Genomic DNA, 15,910 nt, shown 5'->3' on the forward strand with positions numbered 1-15,910 from the left:
GCGTTTTAATGCAAAAGCCAGTAAATATATTTATTGTTGTGATAGCGATGCTGATGATTACGGGGTGTGATAACAAACCGGAGAACAGGTTATCTGGTTATTCACATGGCGAATTTGTCTATCTTTCTTATTCTTCCACTGCAAAAATTGAACAGCTATTCATTAAGAAAGGAGATAATGTCACGCCTGGACAAGAGTTAGTGAAAATTGAGTCCTTTGATGCGCAAAATATTTTCCTGCGAGCTGAGGAAAAACTTTCTGCAGAGAGCGCATTATTGCGAAATCTGGAGTCGGGAGAACGGCCTGAAGAGCTGGATATTATTCGTGCCCAGATTAAAAAAGCACGATCGGCGGAATCCCAGGTAAAGCGTCAGCTTGAGCGGTATCGTAATCTTTACGCCAGTCGCGCCATCTCGCTCGCAGAATGGGAGGATATCCGGGATGAGTTAACGCAAAAAGGCGCGCAGGTTGAAGAGTTAATTAATCAACTCAAAGCGCGGCAACTGCCTGCCCGTCAGGATGAGATTAGCAAACAGCTCTCGATGGTGGCCGCGGCAAAACTCGAACGTGATAAGGCGCTTTGGGATGTCCAGCAAACGACGATTGTTTCTCCGGTCAATGCTAAAGTCTTCGATATTATTTATCGTGCCGGGGAACGGCCCACTGCCGGCAGACCAATAATTAGTCTGTTACCTCCTGAGAATATAAAAGTACGCTTTTTTATACCCGAGGCGATGCTTGGTAAATTTAAAATCGGAACTAAGGTAAAACTGATATGCGATGGTTGCGCTGAGCCCATTGCTGGCGTGATTAACTACATCAGTCCTGAAGCGGAATTTACGCCTCCGGTTATTTATAGTACGAAACGCCGGGAGAAACTCATTTTTATGGCTGAGGCTGTTCCTGCCCGGAAGCAGGCTGAGCGGATGAAAATCGGCCAGCCGTTTGATGTGGAGGTTATTGGTAATGAATAATCTTTGTATTGATGTAAAAAATCTCAATAAGTATTTTGGTGAGCATCACGTCGTAAAGGATTTCTCTTTGCAGGTGGCAAAAGGCGAAATTTATGGTTTTCTTGGGCCGAACGGTAGCGGGAAAACAACATCGATTCGGATGATGTGTGGTTTGATTACCCCGGATTCAGGTGAAGGCTCTTGTCTGGGCATGGACATCTTTACGCAGCGGGAAAAAATAAAAAAAAAGATAGGTTATATGACCCAGTATTTCTCAATGTGGGGAAATTTAACCATCCGGGAAAACTTACTTTTTATCGCGCGGTTGTATAGCCTCGACCAACGTAAAGCCCGGGTTGAACGCGCGCTTTCAGAGTTAGGCCTCACTACCCGACAGCATCAGCAGGCCAGGGAGCTTTCTGGCGGCTGGAAGCAAAGAATGGCCCTCGCCGCTTGCATGTTGCATGAACCCGTTTTGTTGTTTCTCGATGAACCAACCGCCGGCGTGGATCCGAAAGCGCGGCGAGAGTTCTGGCAAATGCTGCATCAGTTATCGGACAGAGGGATCTCAATCCTGGTGAGCACGCATTATATGGATGAGGCCGAGCGCTGCCATAAGGTTGCCTATCTGTCTTATGGCCGTCTGTTGGCGAATGGCACTATTTCGTCGATTATCGCGTCCCAGAATCTGATCACCATGCGAACCAGTGGCACCGGTCTGACGCTGCTTGAAAACCAGCTACAACGCTTGCCGGATATTGAGCAAACGGTCATTTTTGGCAATCAGCTTTATATTACTTCCAGAGATGAAGCCAAATTAAAGTCCACGCTTTTTGCATTTACACAACAGGGCTATGAGTTCTGTCAGGTGGCTACCAATCTGGAAGATGCATTTACCTACTTGATGAAAAACGATTGTGAAAAAAATTAATTTAAGCTTCTCCTTTACCCGTTGGATCGGCGTGGTTATTAAGGAAATCCACGAATTACGTCGTGATAAAGTCAGCATTAGTATGGTGCTCCTGACACCTATTTTTCAGCTGATCATTCTTGGCTATGCGATCAATATGGATCCCCATAATCTTCCTACCGCGTTATTAAATTACGATACCGAACGCATGAGTCATATTTTTGTGACGGAAGCGCAAAATACAGGGTATTTTTCAATGATTCCTGTCGATTCAGAAGAGGCGGCGCAGAAAGCTTTCGTTCGGGGAGATGTCACTTTTATCGTGACAATTCCTGAGGGGTTTACGCGCAAGATGCTGCGTGGAGAAAAGCCTCAGCTGTTAATTCAGGGGGATGCCATCGATCCGATAACCACGGGGAATGCGCTAAGTGCCCTTGTACAGGTGGCGAAATCGATGTTTCAACACGATTTGCCGGGCGACATGCGTGTCTCGCAAAAAGAGGATGATTTCGAGCTTATTATCCATCGGATGTTTAACCCTGAGGGGATTACCCAGTTTAATACTATTCCAGGTATTATGGGATCGATACTCAGTACCACCTTGATCCTGATGACCGCCCTGTCTATTACCCGTGAGCGAGAAAACGGGGCGTTAGAAAATTTACTGGTCTCTCCTTTGACCGGGTTTGAGGTCATTGTCGGGAAGATAACGCCTTTTGTTGTCATCGGTTTGTTCCAGGCGACGTTAATTCTGATTGCCGCTGTGCTATTGTTCAATATTCCCCTTCATGGTAGCGTTTTTCTGCTTTTTTTTGTGCTGTTAATATATGTTTTCCTCTGCCTGTCAATTGGCATTGGTATTTCTGGCCTGGCACAAAACCAACTGCAGGCGCTGCAAATGTCGTCATTTTACTTTATTCCTTCCATTATGCTTTCCGGCTTTATCAGCCCCTTTATTAGTATGCCTGACTGGGCGAAAGCCATTGGCTCCTGTTTACCGCTGACCTATTTCATCCGACTGGTTAAGGGCATCATGCTGAAAGGCTATTCTGCGATGGCATTATTACCCGACCTTTTGCCACTGATCGGCCTGGCGGTGATAGTGATTGGCGTGGGGTTGAAATCTTATCGTAAAACACTGGACTGACATTATGTGCGTGCCCGGCACGTGTTGGCATAGGCTTTTCGCCATGAAATTCGTATAATGCGCCCCACATTCGTTTCAAGCCGGAGATTTCTATCATGCGTCCAGCAGGCCGTAGCGCTAATCAGGTGCGTCCCGTCACCCTGACCCGTAATTACACAAAACACGCTGAAGGCTCCGTGCTGGTCGAATTCGGTGATACCAAAGTGTTGTGCACCGCTTCCATTGACGAAGGCGTTCCGCGTTTCCTGAAAGGACAGGGGCAGGGCTGGATCACCGCTGAATATGGCATGCTGCCGCGCTCAACGCACACGCGTAACGCGCGTGAAGCAGCAAAAGGCAAGCAGGGCGGCCGGACGATGGAAATTCAGCGTCTGATCGCTCGCGCGCTGCGCGCGGCGGTTGACCTGAAAGCGCTGGGTGAATTCACCATCACACTCGACTGCGATGTGCTGCAGGCCGATGGCGGCACCCGTACGGCGTCGATTACCGGGGCCTGCGTGGCGCTGGCCGATGCGCTGAACAAACTGGTGGCAGCCGGCAAGCTGAAAACCAACCCAATGAAGGGGATGGTTGCCGCGGTGTCCGTTGGTATCGTTAACGGCGAAGCCATTTGCGATCTGGAGTACATCGAAGATTCCGCAGCGGAAACCGACATGAACGTGGTGATGACCGAAGATGGCCGCATTATTGAGGTGCAGGGGACGGCAGAAGGCGAGCCGTTCACCCATGAAGAGCTCCTCACTCTCCTGGCGTTAGCCCGAGGGGGGATCGAATCCATTATCACGACGCAGAAGGCGGCGTTAGAAAATTAATGATTAAGGCGACTGAGAAGTCGCCTTTTTTTTGCGCTTCATCCTTCATTACACCTGCAAAGGATGAGCGCGTAGTCTGACAATGATGAAAGTACCAAAAGGAGCGAATCCATGAAGCCGTATCAGCGCCAGTTTATTGAGTTTGCGCTTAGCAAGCAGGTTCTTAAGTTTGGCGAGTTCACGCTGAAATCCGGGCGCAAGAGCCCCTATTTCTTCAACGCCGGCCTGTTTAACACCGGGCGCGATCTGGCACTGCTGGGCCGTTTTTATGCCGAGGCGCTGGTGGATTCCGGGATTGAGTTCGACCTGCTGTTTGGCCCGGCCTATAAAGGTATTCCGATCGCCACCACCACCGCGGTGGCGTTAGCTGAGCATCATGACCGCGATCTGCCTTACTGCTTTAACCGCAAAGAGGCAAAAACCCACGGCGAAGGCGGCAACCTGGTCGGTAGCCCGCTGCAGGGGCGTGTGATGCTGGTGGATGACGTGATCACCGCCGGTACGGCGATCCGCGAATCCATGGAGATTATCCAGGCCCAGGGCGCCCAGCTGGCGGGCGTACTGATCTCCCTGGATCGTCAGGAGCGCGGCCGCGGCGAGATTTCAGCTATTCAGGAAGTGGAGCGGGATTACGGCTGCCAGGTTATCTCAATCATCACTCTGAAAGAGCTGATTGCTTATCTGGAAGAGAAACCCGAGATGGCGGAATATCTGGCGTCAGTTCGTGCCTATCGTGAAGCCTACGGCATCTGATGATGCATCCGGCAGCCTCGGCTGCCGGATATTTCCTCTATACCAGCTTAGCGCCCTGCGCATTGACGTACAGCGAATAGATTGACGTACTGGACGCCATAAACAGCCGATTGCGCTGTTCGCCGCCAAAACACAAGTTCGCGCAGCGCTCCGGCAGTTGAATGGTGCCGATATGCTTACCCTGAGGGTTAAAGATCCGCACGCCGTCGAGTTCTTCGTTTCCGCTTCCCCATCCGCACCACAGATTGCCGTCTGCGTCGCAGGCGATCCCATCGGCGGTACCGTTGCCACAGTCGAGATACACCCGTTTATTTTTCAGCGTATTGCCTTCCACGTCCCACGCCAGAATTAAGCGGTTCGGTGTCGCCCGGCTTTCCACCACGTACAGGGTCTTTTCGTCCGGCGAGAAACACAAACCATTTGGCCCTTTTATGTCGCCCAATACCACGCTTAGTTTGCGGCTTTCCGGCTCCAGGCAATAGACGTTTTGCGGCAATTCTGGCGTTGCTTTGTGGCCTTCGTAAAAGCCGCTGATGCCAAATGGCGGGTCGGTAAACCAGATGGTACCGTCTGACTTCACAACGATATCGTTTGGGGAATTGAGGCGCTTACCTTGGTAGCTATCGGCCAGTACGGTGACAGATCCATCGTATTCGGTACGCGTAATGCGGCGGGTGTCGTGCTCGCAACTGATTAAGCGCCCCTGTCTGTCGCGGGCGTGGCCATTGCTATAATTGGCCGGGTAGCGAAAGACGCTGGTTTCTCCACTGATTTCATCCCAGCGCATGATGGCGTTATTCGGAATGTCGCTCCACAGCAGCATTCGCATGTCGCCGAACCAGACCGGGCCTTCCGCCCAACGGAAGCCGCTGGCGATGCGTTCAACCTTTGCGCTGGCAAGCATATAGCGACGAAAGCTGTCATCGACGGCCACGATGCGTGGGTCAGGATAGCGTTCAGAAGGGGCCCATGCTGCGAAGCTTTTTTGACTGACTAGTAGCGATGCGGTTGCCAACCCGCCTATCTTCAATAAATCCCGCCGTGACGTCGCCATCAAATCTCTCCTTGTCGGGTGGTGTTGGGGGGGGGGTGAAACGATCAGCAAGCTGGATAGTAGGAAAGGAAAGCGGAAACGCGCATTGGGCAATTCAACCAATGGCCCTGGGATTTGCAACAAACTTACGCAGATTGCGAGGAGAATCATGCAGCCTGGCGGCTGCATGTGAGGATTTACTGCAGCTGTGCGGCGACCAGCGGCCAGCGGGCCTCGAAATCATCCGTCGGACGATATTTGAACTCGCTGCGCACAAAGCGCGACAGCATGCCCTCGCAGAAGGCCAGCAGCTGGCTGGCCAGCAGGGTTTCGTCGAGGGTGTAGCCTTCGCCTTCACGCATTTTTTTCTCGCGCATCACCTGACGCAGCTGTACTTCGATGCGTTCAAAAAGCTGGTTGATGCGGCCCTGTAGCCGGTCCTGTTCGAACATCAGCGCGTGCCCGGTGAGGATACGCGTCAGCCCAGGATTACGCTCGCCAAACCCAAGAATCAACAGAACGATCAGGCGCAGGCGCGCGGTGGTGTCCTTTTCATCTTTCAAAATCAAATTGATGCGCGTAATCAGACTGTCTTCAATGAACTCGATCAGGCTGTCAAACATGCGGGTTTTGCTGGGAAAATGGCGATACAGCGCGGCTTCGGAGACGCCGACGGAAGCCGCCAGTTTCGCGGTGGTAATACGTTGACTACCATCGCTGGATTCCAGCATGAGCGCCAGAGATTGAAGTATTTCTTCGCGACGATTCCGTTTCGCAGTTTGCTTTTCTGCCATGTTTTAAAATACCCCTGAAAATAAGCACTTGTCAGGCAGACATCCACAACGCGACCGCAAACCGGAGTTTGCGGTGATGTTATTGCGTTATGCGCGTTGGGATGCAGGTTCCGTGTTGCTGGGCTTATTTACGCCCTGAGTGACCGAAGCCGCCTTCGCCGCGGTCGGTGGCGTCAAACTCTTCCACCAGGTTAAATTCCGCCTGCACGACCGGCACAAAGACCATCTGCGCGATACGTTCGCCCGGCTCGATAATAAAGCTCTGCTGACCGCGGTTCCAGACGGACACCATCAGTTGCCCCTGGTAATCGGAGTCGATGAGGCCCACCAGATTGCCCAGTACTACGCCATGCTTATGGCCCAGGCCGGAGCGTGGCAGAATTACCGCCGCCAGAGAGGGATCGGCGATATGAATCGCAAGGCCCGTCGGCAACAGCGTGGTTGCACCCGGCGCCAGCTCTACGGCGTCGTCGAGACAGGCTCGCAGGTCAAGTCCGGCGGAGCCGGAGGTGGCATAGGTCGGCAGCGGAAATTGCTGGCCGACACGCGGGTCCAGAATCTTAACGTCGATTTTTTTCATCATAACGGGTCACGATCTCGTCGAGTAATAATTGGCCCAGGAGTTCCTTGCGCTCAAGTGGTAAGCGCTTTTCCCCATCCTGCCAGAAAAGGTGTAATGCGTTGTTATCGCTATTAAAGCCCTGATCAGGCTGAGAAACATCGTTAGCGCAAATCAGGTCGAGGTTTTTGCGGGCACGTTTTTGCCGCGCATATTCTTCCACATTATTCGTTTCGGCGGCAAACCCAACGACGTAAGGGCGATGGGCTTTTAGCGCCGCAACCCCGGCCACGATATCCGGGTTTTTAATCATTTTTATTGTTAATTCATCACCTTGTTTTTTAATTTTATCTTCGGCGATGACGGCGGCGCGGTAATCCGCCACTGCGGCGCAGCCAATAAAAATATGCTGCTGCTGAGCGCCGGCCTGGACGGCGGCTTCCATTTCCAGTGCGGTAGTGACATCAATGCGCTGCACAAACGGCGGTGTCGGTAGTGATACCGGGCCGCTGACCAGGGTCACGTTCGCGCCCCGCTGCGCGGCGGCGGCGGCAATCGCGAAGCCCATTTTGCCTGAGCTGTGGTTGCTGATGTAACGCACCGGATCCAACGGCTCACGGGTCGGGCCCGCGGTAATCATGAGGTTGAGATGTTGCAAATCTTTGACAGGGGAGGCGAAATGCTGCGCGGCCATCTCCACGATGGTTAACGGATCGAGCATTCTCCCCGGGCCGACGTCGCCGCAGGCCTGGCTGCCGCTGTCCGGTCCCCACAGCAGCAGGCCGCGGGAAGCCAGCGTCCGCAGATTCTGCTGGGTGGCCTGCGCGCGATACATCTGCTGGTTCATGGCGGGCACCACGGCAACCGGGGAAGGGGTGGCAAGACAGATCGTCGACACCAGGTCGTTGGCCATGCCGGCCGCCACGCGGGCGATTAAATCAGCGGTTGCCGGGGCGAGGATCACCAGGTCGGCCCATTTCCCGAGCTCAATATGGCCCATAGCCGCTTCCGCCGCCGGATCGAGCAGGCTGTCGGAAACCGGATAGCCGGATACCGCCTGCAGGCTGAGTGGGGTGATGAACGCTTTTGCCGCCTCCGTCATCGCGACACGCACCTCCGCGCCGCGTTCGCGCAGTCGGCGCACCAGTTCCGGGGTTTTATACGCCGCGATACCGCCGCTGACGCCCAGGACGATTTTTTTACCCGCCAGAGTCATCATGATGTCTTCCTGTTGCCGTAGACCAGAATCCGCGCATCTTATCACAATCCTGTCGTCGTCGTGCCTCTGGTGGGCATTCACTTTGCGAGCGGCTACGCAGGGTGAAAAGCAGTGGGTCGGCAGCGCCGTCAGGCTGTGCCAGGATAGGCAAATTCACCCAGGAGGGCGCATGGACGAAACGGAAAATCTGATGCCACGAGAAAAGATGTTGCAGTACGGCATCGAAGCGCTAACGGATGTTGAGCTGCTGGCGCTGTTTCTGCGCGTCGGCACGCGTCGTCAGGATGTGCTCGGCTATGCGCAGGCGTTACTGCAGCGTTTTGGCTCGCTCTACGCTCTGCTTTCCGCGGATAAAGCGCAGCTGATTGCCGTGGATGGACTGGGGCTGGCGAAATATGCGCAACTGAAGGGTATTGCCGAGCTGGCGCGACGCTATTTTAGCTCACAGCTGGTCGAGGAGGCTGCGCTGGTCAGTCCCTCGACGACGCGGGAATTTTTACAAAGCCAGCTTACGGAAGAAGAGCGCGAGATCTTTATGGTGATCTTTTTAGATAATCAGAACCGGGTGTTGAAACATAGTCGCCTTTTTTCTGGTACTCTTAGCCACGTTGAGGTGCATCCGCGAGAAATTGTACGCGAAGCCATCAAAGTGAACGCTGCCGCCGTGATCCTTGCGCATAATCATCCCTCCGGTAGTCCGGAGCCGAGCCAGGCAGACAGGCTGATTACCGAAAGGGTGGTAAAATGTTGTCGATTCATGGAGATACGCGTGCTTGACCATCTGGTTATCGGCCGCGGTGCGTATGTATCTTTTGCCGAGCGTGGCTGGATTTAGCCCCGAACTGGCGATCCTTCGGGATCTTTGTCTGTTCGGGACTTGAGCACATCGCCGAGTCAGCGTATACTACGCCACCTTTGAGAATCTCGGGTTTGGCATTTGGGCCTGGCAGTCGAGAGTTCACATTGAACTGCGATGACCAGGCTGTAAAGCCTGACGAGGCGCCAATACCCCATACGAAGCTCGAGCTAATTTGATTTTTGGAGAATAGACATGTCCCGAGTCTGCCAAGTTACTGGCAAGCGTCCGGTGACCGGTAACAACCGTTCCCACGCACTGAACGCGACTAAACGCCGTTTCCTGCCGAACCTGCACTCTCACCGTTTCTGGGTTGAGAGCGAGAAGCGTTTTGTCACCCTGCGCGTATCTGCTAAAGGTATGCGTGTAATCGATAAGAAAGGCATCGATACAGTTCTGTCTGAACTGCGTGCCCGTGGCGAAAAGTACTAAGTACTTAGAGGAAATAAATCATGGCTAAAGGTATTCGTGAGAAAATCAAGCTGGTTTCTTCCGCTGGTACTGGTCACTTCTACACCACCACGAAGAACAAGCGTACCAAACCGGAAAAAATGGAACTGAAAAAGTACGATCCGGTTGTACGTCAGCACGTTATCTACAAAGAAGCTAAAATCAAATAATTTTCGCTTTCTTGTAATGAAAACCCCGCCCCGGCGGGGTTTTTTATTGCCATTATTCAGGCAAAACACCTTCAAAACTTATCATATATCCCTCTTTTAATTATTTACTACAAATCAATTAACATAATGAATATAAAGGTTTTTCTTGTCTTGCTTGTATAGTCTGTCTATTCTTCCGGTACAGAAAACCAGCGACAGGGATTGTTATGGCCTCTTTTATTCCAGATGTTTCATTTATCGATAACAGCGAACAGCGCACACCGTTAATTTTGGTCCTCGATTGCTCAGGCAGCATGCAGGGCCAGCCAATCGCCCAGCTGAATCAGGGATTAAAGCTGCTGGAAGAGGAACTTAAGCAGGATGTCATCGCCGCTAAGCGCGTTCGCCTGCTGGTGATCAAATACGGCGGCTATGATGAATGCGAGCTGTATGGCGACTGGTGTGATGCGATGGACTTCATTGCCCCCGAGCTTGAGGCCAGTGGCCTGACGCCCACCGGGCAGGCCGTTAGCCTGGCGCTGGGCGAAATTGAAGCGGAAAAACAGCGCCTGAAAGCGGCTGGCGTCCCCTATACCCGGCCATGGCTGTTTTTAATGTCGGATGGCGAGCCCACCGACAACTGGCAGGCGGCAGCGCAGGCGTGCCGTGATGCGCAGGCGGCAAATAAAGTCGCTGTGTTTCCGATTAGCGTAGGACACGAAGCAACTGAGTCGATGGGGCAGTTCAGCCGTAGCGGCATTAACGGCGTGAAGCAGCTGAAGGGATTGCAGTTCCGCGAGCTATTCCTCTGGCTCAGCGCCAGTATGCAGGTGGTGTCGCAGTCGACACCGGGCGGTAAAGCACAGCTACCGCCGACGGATAGCTGGTCCGAAATTTCGGTCTGACACCATGAACTGGCGCGTATACGCAGCGTCGGTCATGGGTAGCAGCCACCGACAAAATCAACTTCCCTGCCAGGATGCCTTTTGCTATCGCCATCTGGGCGATCGGCTTGTCGCCGTGGTATGCGATGGCGCAGGCTCTGCCGCGTATAGCGAGCAGGGCGCAGCGTTGGTCGCGCATGCGCTGGCCGATCGCCTGGCGACATTCATCACGGCGCCGGATGAAAATCAGCTGGCGACGCTGCTCGGTAGTGTGCGCGAGACCGTGCTGCTACAGGCGCAGGCGCGGGAAATTTCCGCGGGCGATTTTGCCTGTACCGTTCTGGCTGCCTGGCTGGGAGAGACCGCCTCTGTGATAGTGCATATTGGCGATGGCGCTGCGGCGTTAAGCCTGGATGCCGAACAGCACTTCTCCCTGCCTGAAAACGGCGAATACGCTAACCAGACCTGGTTCCTGACCAGCGACGACTGGCGGGAGCATTTACATATCAGCCAGTTTTCTGGCAGAGCCACGAGACTGGTGATGATGACTGACGGCGTGCAGCCGTTCGCGCTCAATCGGCGTGGGGATGCGCTGTTCTCTCCGTTTATCGATCCGGTTTTGCGTTATGTGCAGCAGGTTTCAGAGGCTGAAGGAAGCGAAGCGCTGCGCGCCACACTGGACGACCCGCGCACCTGGGCGATAACCGGTGATGACAAGACACTTCTGGTAGCCCTGCGTCATGAAGCATAAAAAGCTGCCAGCCTGCTATGACGGACAGCGCCGCACGGTACGTCTGGGGAAACTGATCAAGAGCGGCGGCGCGGGGAGTGTTTATTTCCTGGCGGATGACCCTTCCCGCGTTGCTAAACTTTACCATCCGCAGACCGATACCGCTTACTACCAACGCAAGCTCAGCGCCATGCTGGCGCAGCGGCCTGAGATCCCCGCCCCCGCGGAAGGTGAGTCGATTGTCCAGCTGGCATGGCCCGACTATTTGCTCTACGACGAGCGCAAGCGCGTAGTGGGCTTTGTCATGCCGGTTCTCGACACCCAGCGCACCATTGAGCTGGAGTATATTTTACAGGCGCGGCAGGCGAAGGCGCACCATCTGCCGGAAGGCATCGGTGCGAAAGTGAGCCTGGCTTGTAACCTTGCTACCCTGGTCTCTACGCTGCATGCGCGACAGCACCGGGTTATCGACATGAAGCCAGTCAACCTGCGGTTCTATCGCGACAGCCTTTATATCGCGCTGCTGGACTGCGATGGCTTTAGCATTCAGGGCGAGGGAGAGCGTTTCCCTGCAGGGCAGTTCACGCCGGATTATCTGGCGCCGGAGTTTCAGCGTATTGGGCAGGTGCCCGGTGAGCAGGAAGAAGCGCAGGATCGTTTCTCGCTGGCGGTGATCATTTTCCAACTGCTCAACCATGGTATTCATCCCTACAGCGGTCGCTCGCAAATGGCGAAGGTACCGGATGATTTACCCGGCCGTATCGCCGCTGGCTGCTACGCCTACGGGATCAACGCAGCAACGACTATCTCACCGGTGCCGGCAAGTACCCACCATTTGCTGCCGGTTGAGCTGCGTAAGCTATTCGATCGCGCATTTAGCGATTCGCCCGCCCGACGACCTTCCGCCGATGAATGGGCGCAGGTGCTGCGTCCTTATGCGCTACGTAGCACGCAAAAAATTATTCTTTGTCATCAAAAACACCAGCATTTCGCCGGGATGCCATGCCTGGTCTGCGCGCGGAAAAAACAGGTTGTTGCGGGAATAAAGCAGGCAAAGCAGCGTAAGCAAGCGGAAACCGTGCGCCCGCGGGTCGCACCGGTAATGCAGAAGCCTCGCAGGGCGCCAGCCGCCGCCGTACCTCGTCAACCTACCGGGCCGGGGCCGTTAACCCTGCTGTGGCGCAGTATTCGCAGCAACGTTCCTTCATTTGCCTGGCATGGCGCGCTGGCGCTGATGAGTACGCTGATTATGGGGGGGCTGGCGCGCAGTTTTGCCCGGCTCAACGGCTCTGGTCCAGCATGGTTCGATATTGCGGCGTTACTGATTATTTTTATCTGGGTGGCGGCGCTGATACTCCGGTCCATTATTCGGAGTCAGCCATAAATGACGCTGAAATTAAGATATCTCATTCTCTTTTTCGCGTTATTGATGGCTTTTGTGGCGCCGGAACTCGTCTCCTTGCTGTGGTCCGCGCCATTTCGCTTAATGGATAAGCTGCCGTTGTTACCTGCCGCGCTCAATGATCCCCAGCGTTTATATCTCTATGGCCTGTGGCTGGGGGGAACGATCTATTTTTCCGCTCTGATGTGGGTGGCGGTTACCCGACACAATAAAGGCTATCTGATTGTTGCTGTGGCGCAGATTGTTTTTGTCATCGGCATTACCTTATGCAAGGTGCCTTTTGGCGAACAAAACCAGCGGCGCTGGCAGAGTATGAATCAGCTGGAAACGCCCGCCTGGAGCGATTTTCTCTATGACCGCCATGCTCGTTTTATTCAGATAGCGCTGCGTGGGGGGCCGTTGAATCAGCACAACATCACCGAGCAATTTCTCGCGCAGAAAAAACCGCTGGCGGCGCTGCCGCTTGGCTGGAATGACGAAGATGCCGCCGCCGCGGATGCGCTCTGGCAGCAGGCGCTGGGCTATCGTGAACGGGAAGCGAAAGCATTACCCAAAATGATGGACTATCTGGCCTGGATGCCGGACCGGGGCGATCTGACGCTGGCCACGGCCATCCTGACGCTGACGAGCGAGGCGGATAAAGCGCGAGCGGAAACGGCGTTTCGCCGGGCCATCGCCATCACGCCGGAAAACCCGGATGCCTGGCTGGGCTGGGCAGTCGCGCTGATCCAGGCCCGCGATGATGAGCGGGTACGAAAATCGCAGTTTCAGCCGTTCACAAAGAGCATTACGACCGGATTGTTAATGGCGGAGGGTCTGAAGGAGAGCCCGCGGCAGCCCGCGCTACAGCAGCGGCTGGCAGCATACATCGCGCAAATGCCAGTGGAAGATCGGCAAATCCTGCTCATTTTGCAGGCGCGGATGCAGACGCGCTCCTGCGACTTGCCGTTGGATAAGTATGCAACAGAACAGGGTGAAGCGAGCAAGGTGCTGCCTTTGGCAAAATCAATCGTGTTTAAAACTGCTCCCGTGCGTAGCGTCAGCCCGATTAACGAACGCTTTCCTGGCCACGTCAGCATTGATACGGAGCGCTATGGCATCAGGAAAGAGAGTTTGCAGGCGATGCTGTATCCGGCGATACATAAATATATCAAGTCAGCGACGACCATACTCTCGCTGGATACCGACGCCAGCGGCGAGCTGTTAAACGTGGTCGTTGAATGCAGCAGTGGCGTTCCCGAGTTCGACCAGGCGGCGCTGCACTATGCACAGGAGTGGCGTTTTGGTTCTCACCGGCAGGGAAAACGCGTGTTGATGCCAGTGAGCTTTATCAGCGATCGCGTACCGCCGGAAGAATACTATGGGGAGATGGAGGCGCGGGCGATGCGCATCTCCCGGCTGGCCGCTCGCCATAATAAAACGGGGATGGAAAGCGCCAGGAAGGAAATGATGGCGCGATTTACGCGAATGCAAGCGCTGTTTCCGCAACAGAGACTGAGCGCGGAAGAGGCGCATCAGTTACAGCTTATCTACCTCAAAAAACGCGATAAAACGCCCAAAGGCAGAATGGAAAGCTTTACTGAAATGACGGAGGCGATGGAAGCCCTGGTGGAGACGCACCCGTACTACGCGCCGCTACTCAAAGATCTGGCGTTCAGAAAAAGTTACGCTTCCTTTGAGGAGAAGCGGGCAGCATGGTCGCAGCTGCTGGCGCTGGCGCCAGAGGATCCGCAGGTGTGGATGGCCTGGGGGAGCGTGTGGGCCGAGCGCGATCCTGAGCTGTATATGGGCGCGATGATCGCTTCCATGCTGCTACAGCCGCTTACCGAGGATACTGAGCAGAAAATAGCGAATATCAAAACGAAGCTACTGATGCGGGTTGGCATGGGGCCACGTAAGGCGATTCTTTCGGCAAAGGTCTACGCCGACTATGGCGATATCCTTGGGGAAAGAGCGAAAGGGGAAGATACGGCGAAGGCCGCGGCGATCTTACCCGCCAGTAAAAAACTGGATCGTCAGGAAACCGTCACTCCCCTGGATCCAGCGCCGCGCATGACGGTTGATATCGATCGGGATGAGGTGTTGAATGCCGCTCTCTTCAACGTGGAGTGGAAGGCGCCGCAGAGGCCGGACGAACGGCGGGCGGAACTGACCGTTGATATCGATGATACTGGCATGCCGACGCTGGTTCTCATCAGCAAAAGCAGCGAAGTGGAACAGTATGATGCGCAGGCGGTCAATATGCTGTGGCGCTGGAACTTTAAACCGCAGCCTGATGGCAGGCGGATGACCGTTGGCGTGAATTTTCTCCACTAATCGCGTCGTTGCCTCCTGAACGAGGTAAAATAGTGACGCCTGCCTATGTAGATGAGGAAAATCATGCCTGAATTACCAGAGGTTGAAACCAGCCGCCGCGGCATCGAGCCGCACCTGGTTGGCGCAACTATTCTGCACGCCATTGTGCGCAATGGACGGCTGCGCTGGCCGGTTTCCGAAGAGATTTATCGCCTGAGCGACGTTCCGGTACTCAGCGTGCGGCGTCGTGCCAAATACCTGCTTCTGGAACTGCCGGACGGCTGGATCATCGTTCATCTCGGGATGTCGGGAAGCCTGCGTATCCTGAGCGAAGAGCTACCGGCCGAAAAACACGATCACGTTGACCTGGTCATGAGTAATGGCAAGGTGCTGCGCTATACCGATCCGCGCCGCTTTGGCGCCTGGCTGTGGACCAAAACGCTGGAAGACCATCCGGTACTGGCCCACCTTGGCCCGGAGCCGCTCAGCGATGAATTTAACGCCGACTATCTTCAGCAGAAATGCGCGAAGAAAAAAACTGCGATCAAACCCTGGCTGATGGATAACAAGCTGGTGGTAGGGGTCGGCAATATCTACGCCAGCGAGTCGCTGTTCTCGGCCGGGATCCATCCCGACAGGTTGGCTTCTTCACTGTCGCGGGAAGAGTGTGAGCAGCTGGTGAAAGTGATTAAGCTGGTCCTGCTGCGTTCGATAGAGCAGGGCGGCACCACGCTGAAGGATTTCCTGCAAAGCGATGGCAAGCCGGGCTATTTTGCCCAGGAGCTGCAGGTCTATGGCCGCAAGGGCGAACCGTGCCGGCTCTGCGGCACGCCGGTTGTCGGGACCAAACATGCCCAGCGGGCGACCTTTTATTGCCGTCAGTGCCAGAAGTAGTTCTCAGGAACAGGAAGGTTTGTAGGCCAGGTCAGCGTAGCGCCACCTGGCACAAAGACCGGGACAGAGC

At 54.6% G+C, this 15,910-nt stretch carries 17 protein-coding genes; 13 read left to right on the top strand and 4 right to left on the bottom strand.

What is annotated here, in order from left to right:
- Window positions 1-8 precede the first annotated feature (8 nt).
- The 5 genes from HMPREF3142_RS10210 to pyrE all read left to right on the top strand — a co-directional run bounded on the left by HMPREF3142_RS10210 (window position 9) and on the right by pyrE (window position 4,575).
- Complete coding sequence (locus tag HMPREF3142_RS10210) at window positions 9-974, top strand: HlyD family secretion protein (RefSeq protein WP_012967055.1); 966 nt, start codon at window positions 9-11, stop codon at window positions 972-974.
- The gene (locus tag HMPREF3142_RS10215; protein WP_016161962.1) at window positions 967-1,884 is read left to right on the top strand and encodes an ABC transporter ATP-binding protein; all 918 of its coding nucleotides are present in this window, start codon (window positions 967-969) and stop codon (window positions 1,882-1,884) included. Before HMPREF3142_RS10210 ends, HMPREF3142_RS10215 begins: the two co-directional genes overlap by 8 nt.
- A complete protein-coding gene (locus HMPREF3142_RS10220; RefSeq protein WP_023340831.1) occupies window positions 1,871-3,010 on the top strand; it encodes an ABC transporter permease in 1,140 nt (379 codons plus the stop codon). Before HMPREF3142_RS10215 ends, HMPREF3142_RS10220 begins: the two co-directional genes overlap by 14 nt.
- 95 nt (window positions 3,011-3,105) lie before the next feature.
- Complete coding sequence (rph, locus tag HMPREF3142_RS10225) at window positions 3,106-3,822, top strand: ribonuclease PH (protein ID WP_002922602.1); 717 nt, start codon at window positions 3,106-3,108, stop codon at window positions 3,820-3,822.
- A gap of 111 nt (window positions 3,823-3,933) precedes the next feature.
- Window positions 3,934-4,575, top strand: coding sequence for an orotate phosphoribosyltransferase (gene pyrE, locus HMPREF3142_RS10230; protein WP_008806829.1), 642 nt, complete (start codon window positions 3,934-3,936; stop codon window positions 4,573-4,575).
- Between the two features lie 37 nt (window positions 4,576-4,612).
- Here pyrE and HMPREF3142_RS10235 read toward each other — a convergent pair whose 3' ends face one another.
- The 4 genes from HMPREF3142_RS10235 to coaBC form a co-directional block, all read right to left on the bottom strand.
- On the bottom strand, window positions 4,613-5,629 hold the full coding sequence (locus tag HMPREF3142_RS10235) for an SMP-30/gluconolactonase/LRE family protein (protein ID WP_008806830.1): 1,017 nt from the start codon (window positions 5,627-5,629) through the stop codon (window positions 4,613-4,615).
- Window positions 5,630-5,805: 176 nt separating this feature from the next.
- Complete coding sequence (slmA, locus tag HMPREF3142_RS10240) at window positions 5,806-6,402, bottom strand: nucleoid occlusion factor SlmA (protein ID WP_008806831.1); 597 nt, start codon at window positions 6,400-6,402, stop codon at window positions 5,806-5,808.
- Between the two features lie 124 nt (window positions 6,403-6,526).
- Complete coding sequence (gene dut, locus HMPREF3142_RS10245) at window positions 6,527-6,985, bottom strand: dUTP diphosphatase (protein ID WP_012540306.1); 459 nt, start codon at window positions 6,983-6,985, stop codon at window positions 6,527-6,529.
- Window positions 6,963-8,177 carry a bifunctional phosphopantothenoylcysteine decarboxylase/phosphopantothenate--cysteine ligase CoaBC gene (gene coaBC, locus HMPREF3142_RS10250; RefSeq protein ID WP_032740382.1) on the bottom strand — a complete coding sequence of 405 codons (1,215 nt, stop codon included), beginning with the start codon at window positions 8,175-8,177 and terminating at the stop codon, window positions 6,963-6,965. The genes dut and coaBC overlap by 23 nt, the downstream gene beginning before the upstream one ends.
- A 172-nt stretch (window positions 8,178-8,349) precedes the next feature.
- On the opposite strand from coaBC, the gene radC reads away from it, so the two are divergent.
- The 8 genes from radC to mutM all read left to right on the top strand — a co-directional run bounded on the left by radC (window position 8,350) and on the right by mutM (window position 15,840).
- A complete protein-coding gene (gene radC, locus HMPREF3142_RS10255; RefSeq protein WP_008806834.1) occupies window positions 8,350-9,015 on the top strand; it encodes a RadC family protein in 666 nt (221 codons plus the stop codon).
- A gap of 216 nt (window positions 9,016-9,231) precedes the next feature.
- On the top strand, window positions 9,232-9,468 hold the full coding sequence (rpmB, locus tag HMPREF3142_RS10260; RefSeq protein WP_002436699.1) for a 50S ribosomal protein L28: 237 nt from the start codon (window positions 9,232-9,234) through the stop codon (window positions 9,466-9,468).
- A 20-nt stretch (window positions 9,469-9,488) separates the two neighbouring features.
- On the top strand, window positions 9,489-9,656 hold the full coding sequence (gene rpmG / locus HMPREF3142_RS10265; RefSeq protein WP_002922510.1) for a 50S ribosomal protein L33: 168 nt from the start codon (window positions 9,489-9,491) through the stop codon (window positions 9,654-9,656).
- 206 nt (window positions 9,657-9,862) lie between these two features.
- A complete protein-coding gene (locus tag HMPREF3142_RS10270) occupies window positions 9,863-10,540 on the top strand; it encodes a vWA domain-containing protein (RefSeq protein WP_032740337.1) in 678 nt (225 codons plus the stop codon).
- A 4-nt stretch (window positions 10,541-10,544) separates the two neighbouring features.
- Window positions 10,545-11,270, top strand: a complete 726-nt coding sequence (locus HMPREF3142_RS10275) for a PP2C family serine/threonine-protein phosphatase (protein ID WP_046882238.1) — start codon at window positions 10,545-10,547, stop codon at window positions 11,268-11,270.
- Window positions 11,260-12,633, top strand: a complete 1,374-nt coding sequence (locus HMPREF3142_RS10280; protein ID WP_046882239.1) for a DNA-binding protein — start codon at window positions 11,260-11,262, stop codon at window positions 12,631-12,633. The genes HMPREF3142_RS10275 and HMPREF3142_RS10280 overlap by 11 nt, the downstream gene beginning before the upstream one ends.
- Entirely contained in the window at window positions 12,634-14,967 is a 2,334-nt protein-coding gene (locus tag HMPREF3142_RS10285) for an energy transducer TonB family protein (RefSeq protein ID WP_048268321.1), read from the top strand.
- A gap of 63 nt (window positions 14,968-15,030) precedes the next feature.
- Window positions 15,031-15,840 (top strand): bifunctional DNA-formamidopyrimidine glycosylase/DNA-(apurinic or apyrimidinic site) lyase, encoded by an 810-nt coding sequence (gene mutM / locus HMPREF3142_RS10290; protein WP_016161958.1) that lies wholly within the window; start codon window positions 15,031-15,033, stop codon window positions 15,838-15,840.
- Window positions 15,841-15,910: the final 70 nt, after the last annotated feature.

It is taken from the genome of Klebsiella sp. HMSC16C06 (genome assembly GCF_001808325.1).
Lineage (GTDB): Bacteria > Pseudomonadota > Gammaproteobacteria > Enterobacterales > Enterobacteriaceae > Klebsiella > Klebsiella variicola.

Bases quoted from the DNA above. Each gene is read 5' to 3' on its own strand.
- radC (WP_008806834.1), top strand. From the start codon at position 8,350: ATGGACGAAACGGAAAATCTGATGCCACGAGAAAAGATGTTGCAGTAC.
- rpmG (WP_002922510.1), top strand. From the start codon at position 9,489: ATGGCTAAAGGTATTCGTGAGAAAATCAAGCTGGTTTCTTCCGCTGGT.
- HMPREF3142_RS10215 (WP_016161962.1), top strand. From the start codon at position 967: ATGAATAATCTTTGTATTGATGTAAAAAATCTCAATAAGTATTTTGGT.
- mutM (WP_016161958.1), top strand. From the start codon at position 15,031: ATGCCTGAATTACCAGAGGTTGAAACCAGCCGCCGCGGCATCGAGCCG.
- coaBC (WP_032740382.1), bottom strand. From the start codon at position 8,177: ATGACTCTGGCGGGTAAAAAAATCGTCCTGGGCGTCAGCGGCGGTATC.
- HMPREF3142_RS10210 (WP_012967055.1), top strand. From the start codon at position 9: ATGCAAAAGCCAGTAAATATATTTATTGTTGTGATAGCGATGCTGATG.
- HMPREF3142_RS10270 (WP_032740337.1), top strand. From the start codon at position 9,863: ATGGCCTCTTTTATTCCAGATGTTTCATTTATCGATAACAGCGAACAG.
- HMPREF3142_RS10280 (WP_046882239.1), top strand. From the start codon at position 11,260: ATGAAGCATAAAAAGCTGCCAGCCTGCTATGACGGACAGCGCCGCACG.
- pyrE (WP_008806829.1), top strand. From the start codon at position 3,934: ATGAAGCCGTATCAGCGCCAGTTTATTGAGTTTGCGCTTAGCAAGCAG.
- rpmB (WP_002436699.1), top strand. From the start codon at position 9,232: ATGTCCCGAGTCTGCCAAGTTACTGGCAAGCGTCCGGTGACCGGTAAC.
- slmA (WP_008806831.1), bottom strand. From the start codon at position 6,402: ATGGCAGAAAAGCAAACTGCGAAACGGAATCGTCGCGAAGAAATACTT.
- dut (WP_012540306.1), bottom strand. From the start codon at position 6,985: ATGATGAAAAAAATCGACGTTAAGATTCTGGACCCGCGTGTCGGCCAG.
- rph (WP_002922602.1), top strand. From the start codon at position 3,106: ATGCGTCCAGCAGGCCGTAGCGCTAATCAGGTGCGTCCCGTCACCCTG.
- HMPREF3142_RS10275 (WP_046882238.1), top strand. From the start codon at position 10,545: ATGAACTGGCGCGTATACGCAGCGTCGGTCATGGGTAGCAGCCACCGA.
- HMPREF3142_RS10285 (WP_048268321.1), top strand. From the start codon at position 12,634: ATGACGCTGAAATTAAGATATCTCATTCTCTTTTTCGCGTTATTGATG.
- HMPREF3142_RS10235 (WP_008806830.1), bottom strand. From the start codon at position 5,629: ATGGCGACGTCACGGCGGGATTTATTGAAGATAGGCGGGTTGGCAACC.